This window comes from Paraburkholderia phenazinium (genome assembly GCF_900141745.1).
In the GTDB taxonomy this organism is placed as follows: domain Bacteria; phylum Pseudomonadota; class Gammaproteobacteria; order Burkholderiales; family Burkholderiaceae; genus Paraburkholderia; species Paraburkholderia phenazinium_B.
In genome coordinates this window covers 1,050,206-1,065,791 of record NZ_FSRM01000002.1, presented here as the reverse complement: position 1 = coordinate 1,065,791, position 15,586 = coordinate 1,050,206, and the positions used below count along the sequence as shown (strand labels likewise).

Genomic DNA, 15,586 nt, shown 5'->3' with positions numbered 1-15,586 from the left:
TCTCGCGCGGCTCCCGGCGGCGAAGATCGGGGTTGCGTCCGGCATCTTTCAAAACGATTTGGAGACGGACACATGAAAACACTTCTGCAGACGACTTTGCTTGTTGCCGGCGCGGCTGTCGCCTCCGGCGCGTGGGCTGCGGGTACGCCGCTCGCGAAAGAGTGCGGGCCGAATAACGATTACGTGATCGGCTTTAGCCAGGCCAACTTCAAGGAGCCGTATCGCGAGCACGTCAATCACGAGCTCGAGCGCCTCGTGAAGAACTACCCGAAGTTCAAGCTCGTGATCGCGGACGGACAGGCCAGCGTGAACACGCAGGTGTCGCAGGTCGAGAACTTCCAGACCCAGCACGTCGATCTGCTGATGATTTCGCCGTTCGAGGCCGCGCCGCTCACGCCTGCCGTAACAGCCGTCTACAAGTCCGGCGTGCCCGTGATCGAACTCGACCGCAAGACCACGGGCGACAACTACACAGCTTTCGTGGGCGGGGACAACCGTCAGATCGCGAAAGAAGCGGGCGAGTGGGCAGCGAAGACGTTACTGCCCGATGGTGGCGAAGCGGCGATTCTCGAAGGTCTGCCGAGTTCGTCGCCCGCCATTGAGCGACTCGAAGGATTCAAGGCTGGCATTGCCGCGAATCCCAAGATCAAGCTCGTCGCGGTGCAGCCCGTAGACTGGATGGAAGACCAGGCTGTGACCGTCTTCTCCGCCATGCTGCAATCGCATCCGGACATCAAGCTGGTGTACACCAGCAACGATCTCGCGGCAGCGGGGGCATATATCGCAGCGAAGCAAGCTGGCAAGACCGATCAGGTGAAGATCATCGGCACGGATGGTTTGCCGGGGCCGTCAGGCGGCATCCGCGCGGTCGCGGACGGTCAATGGGCTGCGACTTACACCTATCCCACGGGAGCCGCGCAGGCGCTCGAACTTGCCAAGAAGATCCTGATCGACTGCGCGACCGAGGTGCCACGCAATGTCACGGTGCCGACCCAGCGTATCGACCAGAACAATGCGAAGTCGCTTTTCGGCAAGGAGCAGTTTTAGTTCCGGCTTTAGTCTGAATGATGCACTCCGAGATCGATCGCCTTGTTGCAGCACGGCAAGGCGATCAAAGGACATCCATTTTTTTCACGCTTTAGGTTCCACATTTCTCTACCATCGCTAACGGCGGGTACACTACCTGGAAGCGTCACGCCCCTCACCCGCTCCTGACCACTCCCCGTGGCGATTCAGCCGGTCTTATGCAAAATGGAATCAATTTCGATCTGAAGGCGCTCGAGGTCTTCGTGCTTATCGTCGAATCCGGCGGCATGACGGCTGCCGGTCAGCGGCTCAAAATCACACAGTCCTCCGTCTCTCAAACGTTATCGAACCTGGAGCAGGCGCTCAATCTGCAATTGCTGGATCGCTCGCAGCGTCCCCCGATGCTCACACCCGTGGGTCGTCAGTTTTATAACCGCGCGCTTACGCTGCTGGACGACGCCAGGCATTTGAGTCAGGAGTTCCACAAGCCCCACGGCGAACCGCTCAAACACATTCGCATCGCACTGGTCGATTCCATGGCCACCAGCATCGGCGCCGAGTTGCTGGCCGCAATACGGCAACGCACCGCCAACTGGTCGATGGTGACCGGTCTATCGCATCAGCATGCCGAAGCGTTGCTCGCGCGAAAGGTCGACATCATCATCTCCGATGACGTGGTGTCGAAAAACCCTTCGCTGTACCGCCAGCGCATTCTGCGTGAGCCCTTTGTTCTGGTGTTGCCCAGCAATTTCAAAGGAGCGGTTCCTTCTTTGCGCAGCCTGCAGGTCAGAGACGACTTCATTCGCTACAGCAATACCAGCGTAATAGGCCGAAGTATCGAAACGCAGCTGGAAAAATGGGGATTTCGGCCACCCGTGCGTCTGCAACTCGACAACACGTTCGCGATCATGTCTCTCGTGATGGCCAATGCCGGCTGGACCATCACGACGCCACTGTGTTTGCTGCAATCGGGGCTGACCGCAGATAGGCAGTTCTCCCAGGCGTTTCGCCTGGCGCCAGTTCCCGGAGAGGAGTTCTTTCGCGAACTCACCATGGTTGCTCGTCAAGACGATCTAGGCCTGCTACCGCAGCAACTCGCTCAGGACAGCGTGCAGTTGCTAAAGGATCGCTTCTTGCCAATCATCGAGGCCAACGCGCCGTGGTTGCTGCCGTCTATCGTGTTGGGCTGACTTTAAAGCAGCGTGACGCCGGGCCTCAGTTTTTCGTAGCGTAACTGACGCAAGTCTGCAGCATTGGCGCCGGGCGCGGCCACCACCAGAATTTCGTCCGCAAGCTCACCGAAATCGGCCCGGAAATGAACCGAGCTCTTTAGAACCAGAATGCGATAATCAGCCGGATCAGCGCCGAGATGGCGGAACATGGCGCGATCGGCAGCTTGCTGTTTGCGGCTCGATACCACGACCTCGATGCCCAGGGGGCCACCGCAACGCACCCGAGCCATCGGCCCGAGATCCATATGACAGCCAAGGTAGAACGGTCCTGTGCCGGTGAAACGGCCCGTTCCCAGCGCAAGCACCTCAAACGGCACCTGCAGCGGCGGCGCCCCGATGCCATTCGCTGCGCCGAGCGGGACCTCGATCACAGCGCCAACACCAGCGTACGTCGCCGCTTCGGCAAATCCCGCGTCGCACACTACGCCGACGCAAACCCGTTGCGCGTTTTGACGCAACAGTTCGTGAAGGATATCGGTCGTATCGCCACTCCCCCCGCCGCCAGGATTGTCCTGGGTATCGGCCAGGATGATGGTGCCGGCTTCCCCACGTAGTCCCTGCTCAATCGCATACGCAACCGCGTCAGTCGGCGAATATAAACGGCCACCGAAGTCGGCCTGCCTCGCGAGAACAGCTTGCGTCAACGATTCGACCGCGCGCTCGACCGCCATGCGATCGTGACCATACGCGATCACGCTCGGTCCACTGTGATAAATATCGGCAAGTGGAAAGCCCGGCACAAACTCGGCAGAAAAAACCTGTTCCGATGCCAGCGAATCACCGAGCGCAACCAGACTGCGCATCGGTTCAGCCAAGGTACTTTGCCAAGGCATGGGAATCAGGAAGGGCAATTGGCGGTAGCCCTTGTGCAGCACTCTGCCGCCGAGCAACCGGTCCATTAACTCCCGCGCACGCTGCCCGGTCTGCGCCATATCCACATGCGGGTAGCTGCGGTATGCCAGCAGGCCGCTCGTATGTTCGAACATGGCAGGCGTGATGTTGGCGTGGAAATCGAGCGCGACGACGATCGGAAGCGCGGCGCCGACTCTTTGCCTCAAGCGCCGGAGCAACTCGCCCTCGCCGTCCTCCAGATGTTCACTCACCATCGCGCCGTGCAGATCGAGGAACAGCGCATCTAGCGGACCCGCATCGCGGATCATCCGGTCGAGCATGAAGGCAATCGCTTCGAATGCGTCTTCCGTTACCGGGCCGCTTGGATTTGCCGAAGCCCACAATAGCGGCACCAGTTCATGTGAGGTCCGCGCAGCGCGGATAAAACCGTCGATTGCCAGATTCACGCCCGAGACCGCGCCGAACATCTCCTCGCCAACCAGCAAACCGGGCCACGCGTCCGCTTCGACGAAGGTAGCGAAGCGCGCGCGGCTGGCGGCGAAGGTATTCGTCTCGTGTAGAAAGCCGCCAATCCCGATTCTTGCCACGCCATCCCCCAATAACACCGACTCGTTGCGACTAGCGTTACAACATGCCTTCTAGAGCCGCTACAAAAATGCGACTGTAGTCTGCAGCACTAAACTGAATCGGGTTAGTCCCGGCGGACCCGTCGACCACCGCCATTTCGCCCACCTTCGCCGCGTCTTGCGCACCGATGCCGATCTCACTCAGCGTATGGGGAATGCCCAGCGATTCGCGCATCGCCAACACCCAGTCGAGGAACGATGCAAACGACGGTTGCGCCAGTTCAAGGTAGCGCGCCAACAATTCAATCCGCTCGGCGATGACGGCCTCATTGGCCTTGAGCACATACGGCATCAGAATGGCGTTCAGCATGCCATGGTGAGCGTCATATAACGCACCGAGCGGATGGGCCAGCGCATGCATTGCGCCGAGACCACGCTGAAACGCCGTAGCGCCCATGCTCGACGCCACCAGCATCTGCAAGCGCGCTTCGAGATCGTGGCCATCCTTGACCGCACGCGGCAGATACTGCTTGATCAAACGAATACCCTCGAGCGCGATGCCCGTGGCCATCGGATGATAAAACGGCGAGCAGTAGGCTTCGAGGTTATGCGAGAGCGCATCCATGCCAGTCGCTGCCGTCAGCTTTGCAGGCAGACCAACTGTCAGTTCGGGGTCGAGAATAACGACCGCAGGCAACATCTTCGCGTGAAAGATGATCCGCTTCACGTGGGCGTGGTCGTCGGTGATCACCGAGGCGCGTCCCACTTCCGAACCGGTTCCGGCAGTAGTCGGCACCGCCACCACCGGCGCCATACCGGCCACGTTGACGCGCAGATAGTTATCGCCGACGTCCTCGAAATCCCACAGCGGACGTTCTTGCCCAACCATCAGCGCTACGGCCTTAGCCGCGTCGAGGGCCGAGCCGCCGCCGAAGGCGATCACACCGTCATGGCCGCCGGCCTTGAAGATCGCCACGCCATCATCGACATTCTTGCCGGTCGGATTGCCCTTGATATCGTGAAACAGCCCGCATTCGAGACCGGCGGACCGGCAGTGATCGAGCACGCTACCGATGAGCGGCAACGCCGCCAGGCCCGGATCGGTGATCAGAAGCGGCCGGCGCATGCCGAGGCTCTCACACCATTGCGGCAATTCGCGCACACGGCCAGCACCGACCTTCACCGCAGTCGGGTAATTCCAGTTCACGGAGGGAAGTGACATACGAAATTCCTTCGAAGGTCTCGGTCAGAGGCCGGTTTTCAGATGAAAAGATTTGGGTCGCGTCAGGTGCTCGTAACCGACCGCCGACAACGTCGCACCACGGCCCGTGTTCTTCACGCCGGTCCAGGCGAGCGCCGGGTCGAGATAGTCGCAGCGGTTCATAAAGAACGTACCCGTTTCGACGCGCCGACCGATCGATAGCGCGGCTTCTTCGTCGGTGGTGAATACAGCTGCGGTCAAACCGTAGGGGCTGTCGTTCATCAGTTCGATAGCCTGATCATCTCCCGACACCGGCATGATGCCCACCACCGGGCCGAAACATTCGTCGTTCATCAGCGTCATGCTGTGATCGACATCCACGAACACACCCGGCGCCACATACGGCGTACCAGTGCGCGACATGCCGAACTGGCTTTCGGCGATCAGATTTTTGGCGCCTTTGGCGAGTGCTTCGGCGATCACTGAACGCACCCCATCCGCTGCCGACGTTCGCACCACTGGACCCAACGTGGTTTGCGCATCGAGCGGATTACCCAATACATATTGGTTCGTCAGCGCCACCGCACGCTCGACAAAATCCTTGTACAGAGGCTGAGCCACATAGATTCTCTGGATGCCGCAGCACGACTGGCCTGAATTGAAGAAGGCCCCGTCGACGAGCGTCTCCACTGCATGATCAAGCTTGGCGTCGCTTCGCACATAGGCCGGATCGTTACCGCCCAACTCCAGCCCAACGCCAATAAAGCGCCCTGCTGCCGCTTCCTCGACGATCCGACCGCCGCTAACTGAACCGGTGAAGCAGACAAAGCCGATCTCGTTCGAGCGTATCAAGCGACGCACACGTTCATGGTCGACATGCAGATACTGGAATACACCTTCGGGTGCCCCGGCCTGAACAAAGGCTTGATGGATCAGTTCGGCACACAACGGCGTCTGGTCGGAGTGCTTAAGAATGACCGTGTTGCCTGCGAGCAGGGCCGGCACAATACTGTTGACCGCCGTCAGCAAAGGGTAATTCCACGGCGCGATAGTCAACACTACGCCAACCGGTTCACGCGAAATAAACCGCGTAAAGCCGGCTTGCGGTTCCACCTGAACGGGCTTCAATGAATCTTCTGCAATCGCCATCATATGACGCGCCCGCCCGGCGAAGCCGTCTACCTCACCGGCGGTGTAGCGTAGCGGACGTCCCATCTGTCGGGTAATCGCTTCGGCGATAGCTGCCTTGTTCTCGACAAAGTGATCTATAGCACGGCCAACGAGTGCCAGCCGCTCCGAGAGCGGCGTCGCAGCCCATGCCTTCTGGGCAAGCTGCGCACGCTGCAGCGTTTCCCCGATCTGCGACTCGCTCGCATAAGGGCGGCGCACGAATTCGCTGCCGTCAATCGGGCTAATGGTAATCAACTCATCTTTCATCATGGTGGGCCTGGATTCCTGGACTCAGATAATCTCGAAGTAACGTGCCAACTCCCAATCGGTCACATGCCGACGGAACTGCCGCTCTTCCCATTCGCGAGTGGCGACAAAGTGCTCGACGAACGCTTCGCCAAACAAGGTCTTCGCGGCTTCGGAATTGCGCAGTCGCTGTGCGGCATCCCACAGGGTGTTGGGCAATCTCAGATGGGCTGGAAACTCTTGCGTATAAGCGTTGCCCTGGACGATCGGTTCTGGCTCCAGGCCTTGCTCGATACCACGCAAACCAGCGCCCAACGCGGCTGCCAGCGCGATATAGGGATTCGCGTCGGCTGAACCGATGCGGACTTCAACGCGCTGCGATTTCTCCGAGCCCGGGATCAGCCGCAACGCCGTGGTTCGATTTTCCACACCCCAGGTTGCATCGAGCGGGGCCCAGTAGCCCGGCACCAGACGCGAATAACTATTCACGGTTTGCGCGAACATCGACATGAATTCGGGCAGATAGCGCTGCACGCCGGCCATAAAATTGGCCTGCTTCGCGCTCATGTTGTAAGGACGACCTGCGTCGTGGAACACCGACTTGCCAGTACCGATCTCACGCAACGAGACGTGGATATGACCGCTCTGTCCCGGATGGTCGTGCGACCATTTCGCCATGAAGGTGGCCATCAGATTGTTCTTCTGGGCCAGCGCCTTGGTAAAAGTCTTGAACAGGATGGCCTTGTCCGCCATATCGGACGCGTTGTCCACCGCGAGGGCGGCCTCCAGCACGCCTGGACCGGTTTCGGTATGCAGGCCCTCGATCGGCATATCCATCTGCTCGCACAAATCGAGCAATTGCCGGTAGAAATCGCCCTCAACCGTGCTGCGCAAAACCGAATAACCAAAGTTGCCAGGCGTCCAGTTTTTAAGGCCACGATAATTTTTTTCACGCGCCGAATGCGGCGTCTCGTCGAACATGAAGAATTCATATTCGAGTGCAGAAAAAGCTTCGAAGCCCATATCCGCTGCGCGCTTCAATACGCGCTTCAGCAAGCCTCGCGGGCAGATTGCTTCGGCATCCTCTACGAATTCGCACAGGAAAAACAACATGTCTTCGCCGTCGCCCTGTTCAAGCGGCAAACGCCGGCAGCTCTCCGGCACGATGCGCACCAGAGCATCCGGATAAGCGGTGTGCCAGCCCGTATACTTCGTGTTGTCGTACATCTGGTCATCCACGTCCCAGCCCAGTACGACATTGCAGAATGCGAAACCTGAACGCAGGGCCCCGAGGAATTTATCCTTCCGCAGATATTTGCCGCGCAGAATGCCGTCGACGTCGGATAAACCGACCTTGATATGCGTCAGCCGGCTCGCCTCCACCAGGCGAATCGCATCGTCTACTGTCCTGATTGCTCGTTCTGGCTTCACCTGCGCGTCCATATTCAGTCTCCCCGCGTTGCCGGCTTGTACTTGTTACGGTGACCCATCCTAGAAACGAGAAAATTCCAGATCAACAACAATCGTTATTCTTTATGGCGATGATCGGCTGCGGTAATGCTCGGCGCTGTGAGGTCACATGCGAGCGGCGTTTTTCTCAAACGCGGGCTGCAATGTGGAGTTCGCACGGCGTCTGGAACATCTCAGAGGCAATCGGCGCGGCGCGCCCGACCGCCTCTGCCGGAACGAATACGTAGAAGCGCCAGAGGTCTGCATACCGGTCCTGCAGTGCGCATATTTCCGTGGTGGTGCCGCTGCCGGCGTCGTTCAGAAGCTCGAGGCCGCGACTGGTTTCGACGGGCACGGCGGCTTCCTTCATGGCGGTCAATGCCGGACAGTACAACACGACGTCCGCGAAAGGCACGCCCAGTTTCTCTGCCAGCTCCCTCTCGGTTTGCGCGCGCTGCGTGTGCGACACGTGATACCGCGCCACCCAATCCTTTCGCAGTGCGGGCGGCACGCTGCGGCCAGAGACCACGTAGCCGCGTTTGAGCAGATCGCGATTCAACGTGCGGCGCGCGAGGGCGGCGGCATCCGCGATACCGCAACGCGCCAGACGGTCCAGCAATGTCCAGTCGTTAAGTTCAAGCAGATCGCTTTCGACGAGTACGCCATGATCGAGCGCGATCTCCACCGATTTCGAAATCATCGCGCCCGCCACGACCTTGGTGTGGTGGTAGTAGACACGCTCGGTCAGGAAGTAGCGCAGCCGGAGCACGCCGATGATTTCCGAACGGGCGTCGGAACGGTCCATGCCATGCTTGGCGAGTCGGATCACGAGACGGTTGTCGTGCTCGGCGAAGCAGCGGAAGATCCGGTCATCGTAATCGTGGGACAGGCCAGCAAAGAAGCTGTCGCGGCGGAGATAGTCGAGCAGGTCGGCGTCGATGCTGCCCGAGACAATGTCTTTTGCCCAATGAGGCACACTTTCAGGCGATGGCAGGCCAAGCAGACTGCCCACGGCATCGCGAATGCCCAGGCCGTCCAATGCATGTCCAAGCTCGCCCGCGAACATGTCCGCGAGGCGCGAGCCTTTGTCGTGCCGCGCGAAGAGCCGGCGCTCGTCTTCCAGTGTGTGGCCGAACGGCACATGCGTGACGTCGTGGAGCAACGCGGCAACGCCAATCGCATCTTCCAGTTCGGCGGGAACCTGCAGCCCCGAGCGACGCAGACTCGCCACGATACGATGCGCTACCGCGCAGACGCCGACGGAATGATCGAAGCGCGTATGCAGCGCTCCGGGATAAACCAGGTGCGCCGTACCAAGCTGCTTGATGCCGCGCAGCCGCTGCATCACCGGCAGATCGAGAATCGCGGTCTCGAGGCTGCCGAGTTCGATATCACCGTGGATGGGGTCGCGTAGCAGCATGTGCATAGAGCGCGGTGCGTTCGGGAGACTGTGTCATGGCGTGTCCTGTGTTTCAGTCAAGGCCACCGCCGGCATGCGCGCCAGCTCGATAAAGGCCTTGAGGTAATCGATTTCAATGTCGGTTTCGCGGACGCCCAGGAAAATCTGCTTGGCGATGCCTTTCCGCCCAAGCCGCACCGGGACAAGACTCATCTTGCCGGCATATTCTTCCACCAGCCAGCGCGGCAGCGCCGCGACGCCCCTGCCGCTTTCCACCATCTGCAGCATGATGTCGGTGGTCTCGATCGCCTTATGGCGACGCGGCGTGACACCTGCCGGCATCAAAAACTGATTATAGATGTCGAGCCGGTCGGTCTCTACCGGGTAAGTCACCAGCACTTCTCGCGTCAACTGCTCCGGCTTCACATACTCGACGTTGGCAAGCGGATGCTCGCGATTCACCACCAACACCTGCTCATAGTCGAACACCGGTTCGAAACGCAAACCCGGCTTGTAGAGCGGATCCGGCGTCACGAGCAGGTCGATCTCATAGCCGAACAACGCGCCAATCCCGCCGAACTGGAATTTCTGTTTGACGTCCACATCCACGTCCGGCCAGCGCGCGAGGTAGGGCGAGACCACCTTGAGCAGCCACTGATAGCAGGGATGACACTCCATGCCGATACGCAGCGCGCCCCGCTCGCCCTGTGCGTACTGCTTGAGGCGCTCCTCGGCGAGATCCAGTTGCGGCAGCAGGCGGTTAGCTACCGCAAGCAGGTATTGACCGGCCTGGGTCAAACGCAGGCCACGCCCCTCGCGCAACCAGATATCCGTCCCCAGCTGCTGTTCCAGTTTCTTCATGGAGTGGCTCAGTGCCGACTGCGTCACGCACAGGATCTCCGCCGCGGCGGTCAGTGAGCCGTGCTTGTCCACGGCCTGGACGATGGCCAGATGAACTCTCTCAAGCATGATTGCACATGAGCGAAACTAATGGTTAGGTGAATTATCACCATTTTACTTCATAAGACGCCTTCGTTAGGATGCTCCGATCCGCAACCGACCGAATCAAGGCGACACGATGGCAACGACACACAATCTAGGCTTTCCTCGTATCGGCGCAAAGCGCGAACTGAAGTTCGCGCTCGAGTCCTACTGGAAAGGCGAGTCCTCGCTCGGCGAACTGAAGGCACTGGGCGCGCAGTTGCGCGAGCGTCACTGGACGAACCAGACCGGCCTAGGCTTTGCGGCCGTCGGCGATTTCGCCTTTTACGATCAGGTGCTGGACATGAGCTTCACCCTCGGCAACCTGCCGGAACGGGTGCAAGGCTTCCATGGCGATACCCTCGACAACTACTTCCGCGTCGCCCGCGGCCGTTCGGCAAAGGGTGCCGAAGACCACGCCGCCTGCTGCGGTGGTGTTGCCGCCGGTGAAATGACCAAGTGGTTCGACACCAACTATCACTACATCGTCCCCGAGTTCAGCGCCAGCACCGAATTCAAGCTGGATGCATCGCGTCTGCTCGAACAACTGGGCGAAGCCAAGGCACAAGGCGTCAAGGCCAAGCCGGTGATCATCGGCCCCGTGACCTATCTGGCAATCGGCAAGGCCAAAGACGATTCCGACAAGCTGGCCTTGCTGCCGCGTCTGCTGCCAGTCTACGCTGAACTGCTCGCCACGCTGGTAGCGCAAGGTGTCGAATGGGTGCAGATCGACGAGCCGATTCTCGTGACCGAACTGTCTGCTGAATGGCAGCAAGCGTATGTCACCGCCTACCAGGCTCTCGCAAACAGCAAGGTCAAGCTGCTGCTGGCGACGTACTTCGGCCAGTTGCTCGACAACCTCTCGCTGGCTGTGAAGCTGCCGGTGCAAGGCCTGCATCTGGATGCGATCAATGCGCGCACCGAAGTCGACGCTGTGATCGCACAACTGCCGCAGGACCGCGTGCTGTCGCTCGGCGTGATCAACGGCCGCAACATCTGGAAGACGGACCTCAACAGCGTGCTGGACTGGCTCGAGCCGGTCGCGAAGCAACTGGGCGAGCGCCTGTGGATCGCACCGTCGTGCTCGCTGCTGCACGTGCCGGTGGACCTGGCAAGCGAACAGAAGCTGGATGCGGAAGTCCGCTCGTGGCTCGCCTTCGCGCTGCAAAAGCTGGGCGAACTGAAGGTGCTGGCTACCGCGCTGAACAACGGTCGCGACGCTGTGAAAGCAGAGCTGGCGGCTAACGGTGCCGCGATTGCCGCCCGCCGCGCATCGCCGCGCGTGAACAACCCCGCTGTCAAAGCTGCCCTAGCGAAGATCAATCCGGCCCTGGGCCAGCGCAAGAACGCCTATCCGGCACGCGCTGACAAGCAAGCCGCGTTGCTGAACCTGCCCGCTTACCCGACCACGACGATCGGCTCGTTCCCGCAGACCGGCACGATCCGCCATGCGCGCAGCCAGTTCAAGAGCGGCGCATTGGACGAAGCCGGTTACAAGCTTGCGATGCGCACCGAAATCGAACGTAGCGTGCGCGAGCAGGAAGCTCTGGGTCTGGACGTGCTGGTGCACGGCGAAGCCGAGCGTAATGACATGGTCGAATACTTCGGCGAGCAGCTCGACGGCTACGCGTTCAGCCAGTTCGGCTGGGTGCAGTCGTATGGCTCGCGTTGCGTGAAGCCGCCTATCCTGTTCGGCGACATCAGCCGTCCAAAGGCCATGACGGTCGAGTGGATCAAGTACGCGCAGTCGCTCACCAGCAAGCCGATGAAGGGCATGCTGACCGGCCCGGTCACGATCCTGAACTGGTCCTTCGTGCGTGACGACCAGCCGCGTTCGGTGTCGTGCTATCAGTTGGCTCTGGCGATCCGCGAAGAAGTGCTGGACCTCGAAAAGGCCGGCGTGCGCGTGATCCAGATCGACGAAGCAGCTCTGCGCGAAGGCTTGCCGCTGCGTAAATCGCAATGGGGTGAATATCTCGACTGGGCAGTAGCATCGTTCCGTATCACCGCCAATGGTGTGGATGACGAAACGCAAATCCACACCCATATGTGCTATTCGGAGTTCAACGACATCATCTCGTCCATCGCCGATATGGACGCCGACGTGATCACGATCGAAACCTCGCGCTCGGACATGGAACTGCTGGACGCCTTCGACAACTTCAACTACCCGAACGAAATCGGCCCGGGCGTGTACGACATTCACTCGCCCAACATCCCGACCGAAGAACACATCGTTCAACTGATGAAGAAGGCAGCGGAGCGCATTTCGCCGCAACGCCTGTGGGTGAATCCGGATTGCGGTCTGAAGACGCGTCAGTGGGAAGAAGTCATTCCGGCGCTGACCAACATGGTGGCAGCGGCGAAGAAGCTGCGCGCTTCTGCCTAAGGGCTCCTTTTTTTGAATCCACGCCATGTTTGAACGGCGGGGAAACCGAAACCGGCCACCTTCGGGTGGCCGGCCGTCGTTTACAGGCACGCTCCTCGCTACAAATCGCCGCCATGGAGTAGCATGATCACGCGCAAGCCAAAAAGAGCGATCCTCTTTCGGCGAAATGCGCGCTGGGACAGCAACCACCGTTCTACCTTCCCTACGACATCACATGGAGCAAAGCATGGCCTATGGCAACTATCACAAGCGCAAGATCGCCGATCGCGATCTGCACCCAGAAACCCAGATGATGTCGTATGGCTACGATCCGTTCCTTTCGGAAGGATCGGTTAAGCCGCCCGTGTTCCTGACGTCGACGTTTGCGTTCCGCACTGCCGAGGACGGCGCCGACTTCTTCGATATGGTCTCAGGCCGCAAGCCTTCGCCCGAAGGCGAAAGCGCGGGCCTCGTCTATAGCCGCTTCAATCACCCGAATCTCGAGATTGTCGAAGATCGACTAGCGTTGCTCGATGGCTCGGAGTCCGCTGTCGTGACGTCGAGCGGCATGTCTGCGATTGCAGCAATTCTGCTGGCATTTCTGCGACCGGGCGATTGTGTGGTTCAGTCCGTGCCGCTTTATGGCGGGACTGAAACGCTGATTTCAAAGTTTCTGCCTGAATGGGGTATCACTTCGCAAGTGATCGAGGATGGTCTTTCGGTCGAGGCGATTCGCGACGCACTCGAAACCGCGGCGAAAAAGGGCAACGTGCGAATGTGCTACATCGAGACGCCGGCCAACCCGACCAACGCATTGTTCGACCTTGAAGGACTGCGTCGCGAGATCGACGCGTTCGAAACGCGCCACGGCTATCGTCCGCTTTCGGTTTGCGACAACACGCTTCTAGGGCCGTTGTATCAGAAGCCGGTGAAGCAAGGTATCGACCTCAACGTGTATTCGCTGACGAAGTACATCGGCGGTCATAGCGATCTGGTCGCGGGCGGTGTTACCGGTAGCCGTAGTCTGATCACGAAGGTGCGCTCGATCCGCAGCGCGTTGGGCTCGCAACTCGATCCGCATTCGTCATGGATGATCACACGTTCCATGGAAACCCTCGTGCTGCGCATGGAGCAGGCCGCGCGCAGCGGCAGCGCAGTCGCGCGATGGCTCGCGAGTAATCCGTATCATCCGGTGAAAGTTTTGCATCCCGAACTGATTGAAGATCCGACCTACCAGGCGGTTTATCAGCGTCAGTGCAGCGGACCTGGATCGACGTTTGCCTTCGTGCTCAACGGCGGTCGCGAGCAGGCGTTCAAACTCATCAACGGTTTGAGTCTGTTCAAGTCGGCGGTGAGCCTGGGCGGCACGGAGTCGCTGATTTGTCATCGCGCTTCCACAACACATTCCGGCGTGCCAGCAGAGGCACGCGCCAAGGCAGGCGTGTCGGAGGGATTGATTCGCATGTCCGTTGGATTGGAGCATCCTGACGATCTGATCGCCGATCTGTCTTACGCGCTGGAACACTGCTGAGTCGCGCAGCGCACGGCTGCGGAGCGTCGTTGGGCTTCGGTTCTGGCACCTGCTACGGGCCAGAACCGAAGAATGCCATTAGTTAATCAAGCCCACCCTGGCAGAGATACTTGATCGACAGATAGTCATCGAGACCATACTTCGACCCTTCGCGGCCATAGCCCGATTCTTTAACGCCACCAAACGGCGCGGCCTCGCTCGAAATCGCGCCCTCGTTGATGCCGACGATCCCCGCTTCCAGCTGTCTTGAGACGCGGTCAATGCGGCGCACATCCTGACTGTAGAAGTACGATGCGAGCCCAAACGGCGTGTCGTTGGCCGCGTGGATCGCTTCTGCTTCATCCTCGAAACGGAACAGCGGTACGACGGGGCCAAAGGTTTCCTCGCAGCTCAATTGCATCTCGCTGGTGGCATCGGCGAGAACGGTAGGTGCGTAGTAGTTCGGACCCAACGCCGTGAGGCGCTTCCCACCGGTGAGGGCGCGTGCGCCTTTCGAAACGGCATCGTCGACGTGACGTGCGATCTTGTCGACAGCACGTGCGTTGATCATCGGACCGATCTGCGCGGCGGAGTCGGTGGCCGGCGCGACCTTCAGCGCGGCGACGCGTTTGGCGAGCATATCGCCGAACTTCTCGTACACCGACGTCTGCACGTACACCCGGTTCGGGCATACACACGTCTGGCCACCATTGCGAAACTTCGACACGAGCAAGCCATCGACCGCGGCGTTGAGGTCTGCATCGTCGAACACGATGAACGGTGCGTTGCCCCCCAGCTCAAGCGAGAGCTTCTTGAGCGTCTCGGCCGATTCGCGCGCCAGATACTTGCCAACTGGCGTCGAACCCGTGAAGGTAATCTTGCGCACGCGGCCATCGTGCAGCCAATCCGCCACCGCAGGTACCGCACTCTCGCGCGATGAAGCAATCAGGTTAAGCACGCCGGGCGGCACGCCCGCTTCGTGTGCCAGCATCACGAGTGCGAGGGCGGTGAGCGGCGTGTCCTCGGCGGGCTTGCCAACCACCGTGCATCCCACAGCAAGTGCAGGCGCAATCTTGCGCGCGATCATCGCGAGCGGAAAATTCCACGGCGTGATGGCCGCGACCACGCCAACCGGCTCCTTCACCGCGCTCATCCGCTTGCCGCGCTGCTGTTGCGGAATCAGATCGCCGTAGATGCGCGTCGCTTCATCCGCGAACCACGCGACATACGATGCGCCGTACAGCACTTCGCCACGCCCTTCCGCGAACGGCTTGCCCTGCTCGAGCGAGATCAGGCGGCCAAGCACGTCGGCGTTCTCGAGCATCAACGCGTGCCAGCGGTGCAACACGGCCGCGCGATCCTTCGGCAGGGCATCGTGCCATGCGGGGAACGCACGCGCGGCGGCGTCGGTAGCGGCGCGGGCGTCGGCCTCACCGCCATCAGCGATAGTGGCGATCACCTCGCCCGTCGCCGGGTTCGTCACGTCGAAGCACTTGCCGCCAATAGAAGCGACCCATTGGCCGTCGATAAAATGCTCGGTGCGGATCAGGTCGCTCAGTTCAAATTTCGTTGCCATCGAAATCTCC

At 60.2% G+C, this 15,586-nt stretch carries 11 protein-coding genes; 4 read left to right on the top strand and 7 right to left on the bottom strand.

Annotated elements, in window-relative coordinates; all coding sequences use genetic code 11:
- The first annotated feature begins 72 nt into the window (after positions 1-72).
- Together BUS06_RS24875 and BUS06_RS24870 are read left to right on the top strand one after the other, a co-directional pair.
- Positions 73-1,047, top strand: a complete 975-nt coding sequence (locus BUS06_RS24875; RefSeq protein ID WP_074267070.1) for a substrate-binding domain-containing protein — start codon at positions 73-75, stop codon at positions 1,045-1,047.
- 197 nt (positions 1,048-1,244) lie between these two features.
- Positions 1,245-2,216, top strand: a complete 972-nt coding sequence (locus BUS06_RS24870) for a LysR family transcriptional regulator (RefSeq protein ID WP_074267069.1) — start codon at positions 1,245-1,247, stop codon at positions 2,214-2,216.
- A 2-nt stretch (positions 2,217-2,218) separates the two neighbouring features.
- On the opposite strand, the gene BUS06_RS24865 is transcribed toward BUS06_RS24870, so the two are convergent.
- The 6 genes from BUS06_RS24865 to BUS06_RS24840 all read right to left on the bottom strand — a co-directional run bounded on the left by BUS06_RS24865 (position 2,219) and on the right by BUS06_RS24840 (position 10,110).
- On the bottom strand, positions 2,219-3,697 hold the full coding sequence (locus tag BUS06_RS24865; RefSeq protein WP_074269275.1) for a M81 family metallopeptidase: 1,479 nt from the start codon (positions 3,695-3,697) through the stop codon (positions 2,219-2,221).
- A gap of 37 nt (positions 3,698-3,734) precedes the next feature.
- Positions 3,735-4,898, bottom strand: coding sequence for an iron-containing alcohol dehydrogenase (locus tag BUS06_RS24860; protein ID WP_074267068.1), 1,164 nt, complete (start codon positions 4,896-4,898; stop codon positions 3,735-3,737).
- Positions 4,899-4,922: 24 nt separating this feature from the next.
- On the bottom strand, positions 4,923-6,314 hold the full coding sequence (locus BUS06_RS24855) for an aldehyde dehydrogenase family protein (protein WP_074269274.1): 1,392 nt from the start codon (positions 6,312-6,314) through the stop codon (positions 4,923-4,925).
- Positions 6,315-6,338: 24 nt separating this feature from the next.
- On the bottom strand, positions 6,339-7,736 hold the full coding sequence (locus BUS06_RS24850; protein WP_074267067.1) for a glutamine synthetase family protein: 1,398 nt from the start codon (positions 7,734-7,736) through the stop codon (positions 6,339-6,341).
- A 154-nt stretch (positions 7,737-7,890) separates the two neighbouring features.
- Complete coding sequence (locus BUS06_RS24845; protein ID WP_167379429.1) at positions 7,891-9,162, bottom strand: HD domain-containing protein; 1,272 nt, start codon at positions 9,160-9,162, stop codon at positions 7,891-7,893.
- 33 nt (positions 9,163-9,195) lie between these two features.
- Complete coding sequence (locus BUS06_RS24840) at positions 9,196-10,110, bottom strand: LysR family transcriptional regulator (protein ID WP_074267065.1); 915 nt, start codon at positions 10,108-10,110, stop codon at positions 9,196-9,198.
- 109 nt (positions 10,111-10,219) lie between these two features.
- Here BUS06_RS24840 and metE point away from each other — a divergent pair, with 109 nt between their 5' ends.
- Entirely contained in the window at positions 10,220-12,511 is a 2,292-nt protein-coding gene (gene metE / locus BUS06_RS24835; protein ID WP_074267064.1) for a 5-methyltetrahydropteroyltriglutamate--homocysteine S-methyltransferase, read from the top strand.
- A 226-nt stretch (positions 12,512-12,737) separates the two neighbouring features.
- Positions 12,738-14,021 (top strand): cystathionine gamma-synthase family protein, encoded by a 1,284-nt coding sequence (locus tag BUS06_RS24830; protein WP_074267063.1) that lies wholly within the window; start codon positions 12,738-12,740, stop codon positions 14,019-14,021.
- A gap of 82 nt (positions 14,022-14,103) precedes the next feature.
- Here BUS06_RS24830 and BUS06_RS24825 read toward each other — a convergent pair whose 3' ends face one another.
- Positions 14,104-15,576, bottom strand: coding sequence for an NAD-dependent succinate-semialdehyde dehydrogenase (locus tag BUS06_RS24825; protein WP_074267062.1), 1,473 nt, complete (start codon positions 15,574-15,576; stop codon positions 14,104-14,106).
- Positions 15,577-15,586 lie beyond the last annotated feature (10 nt).

Coding starts and splice junctions, on each gene's coding strand:
- BUS06_RS24875 (WP_074267070.1), top strand. CDS start 73: ATGAAAACACTTCTGCAGACGACTTTGCTTGTTGCCGGCGCGGCTGTC.
- BUS06_RS24870 (WP_074267069.1), top strand. CDS start 1,245: ATGCAAAATGGAATCAATTTCGATCTGAAGGCGCTCGAGGTCTTCGTG.
- BUS06_RS24860 (WP_074267068.1), bottom strand. CDS start 4,898: ATGTCACTTCCCTCCGTGAACTGGAATTACCCGACTGCGGTGAAGGTC.
- BUS06_RS24855 (WP_074269274.1), bottom strand. CDS start 6,314: ATGAAAGATGAGTTGATTACCATTAGCCCGATTGACGGCAGCGAATTC.
- BUS06_RS24850 (WP_074267067.1), bottom strand. CDS start 7,736: ATGGACGCGCAGGTGAAGCCAGAACGAGCAATCAGGACAGTAGACGAT.
- BUS06_RS24845 (WP_167379429.1), bottom strand. CDS start 9,162: ATGCTGCTACGCGACCCCATCCACGGTGATATCGAACTCGGCAGCCTC.
- BUS06_RS24840 (WP_074267065.1), bottom strand. CDS start 10,110: ATGCTTGAGAGAGTTCATCTGGCCATCGTCCAGGCCGTGGACAAGCAC.
- metE (WP_074267064.1), top strand. CDS start 10,220: ATGGCAACGACACACAATCTAGGCTTTCCTCGTATCGGCGCAAAGCGC.
- BUS06_RS24830 (WP_074267063.1), top strand. CDS start 12,738: ATGGCCTATGGCAACTATCACAAGCGCAAGATCGCCGATCGCGATCTG.
- BUS06_RS24825 (WP_074267062.1), bottom strand. CDS start 15,576: ATGGCAACGAAATTTGAACTGAGCGACCTGATCCGCACCGAGCATTTT.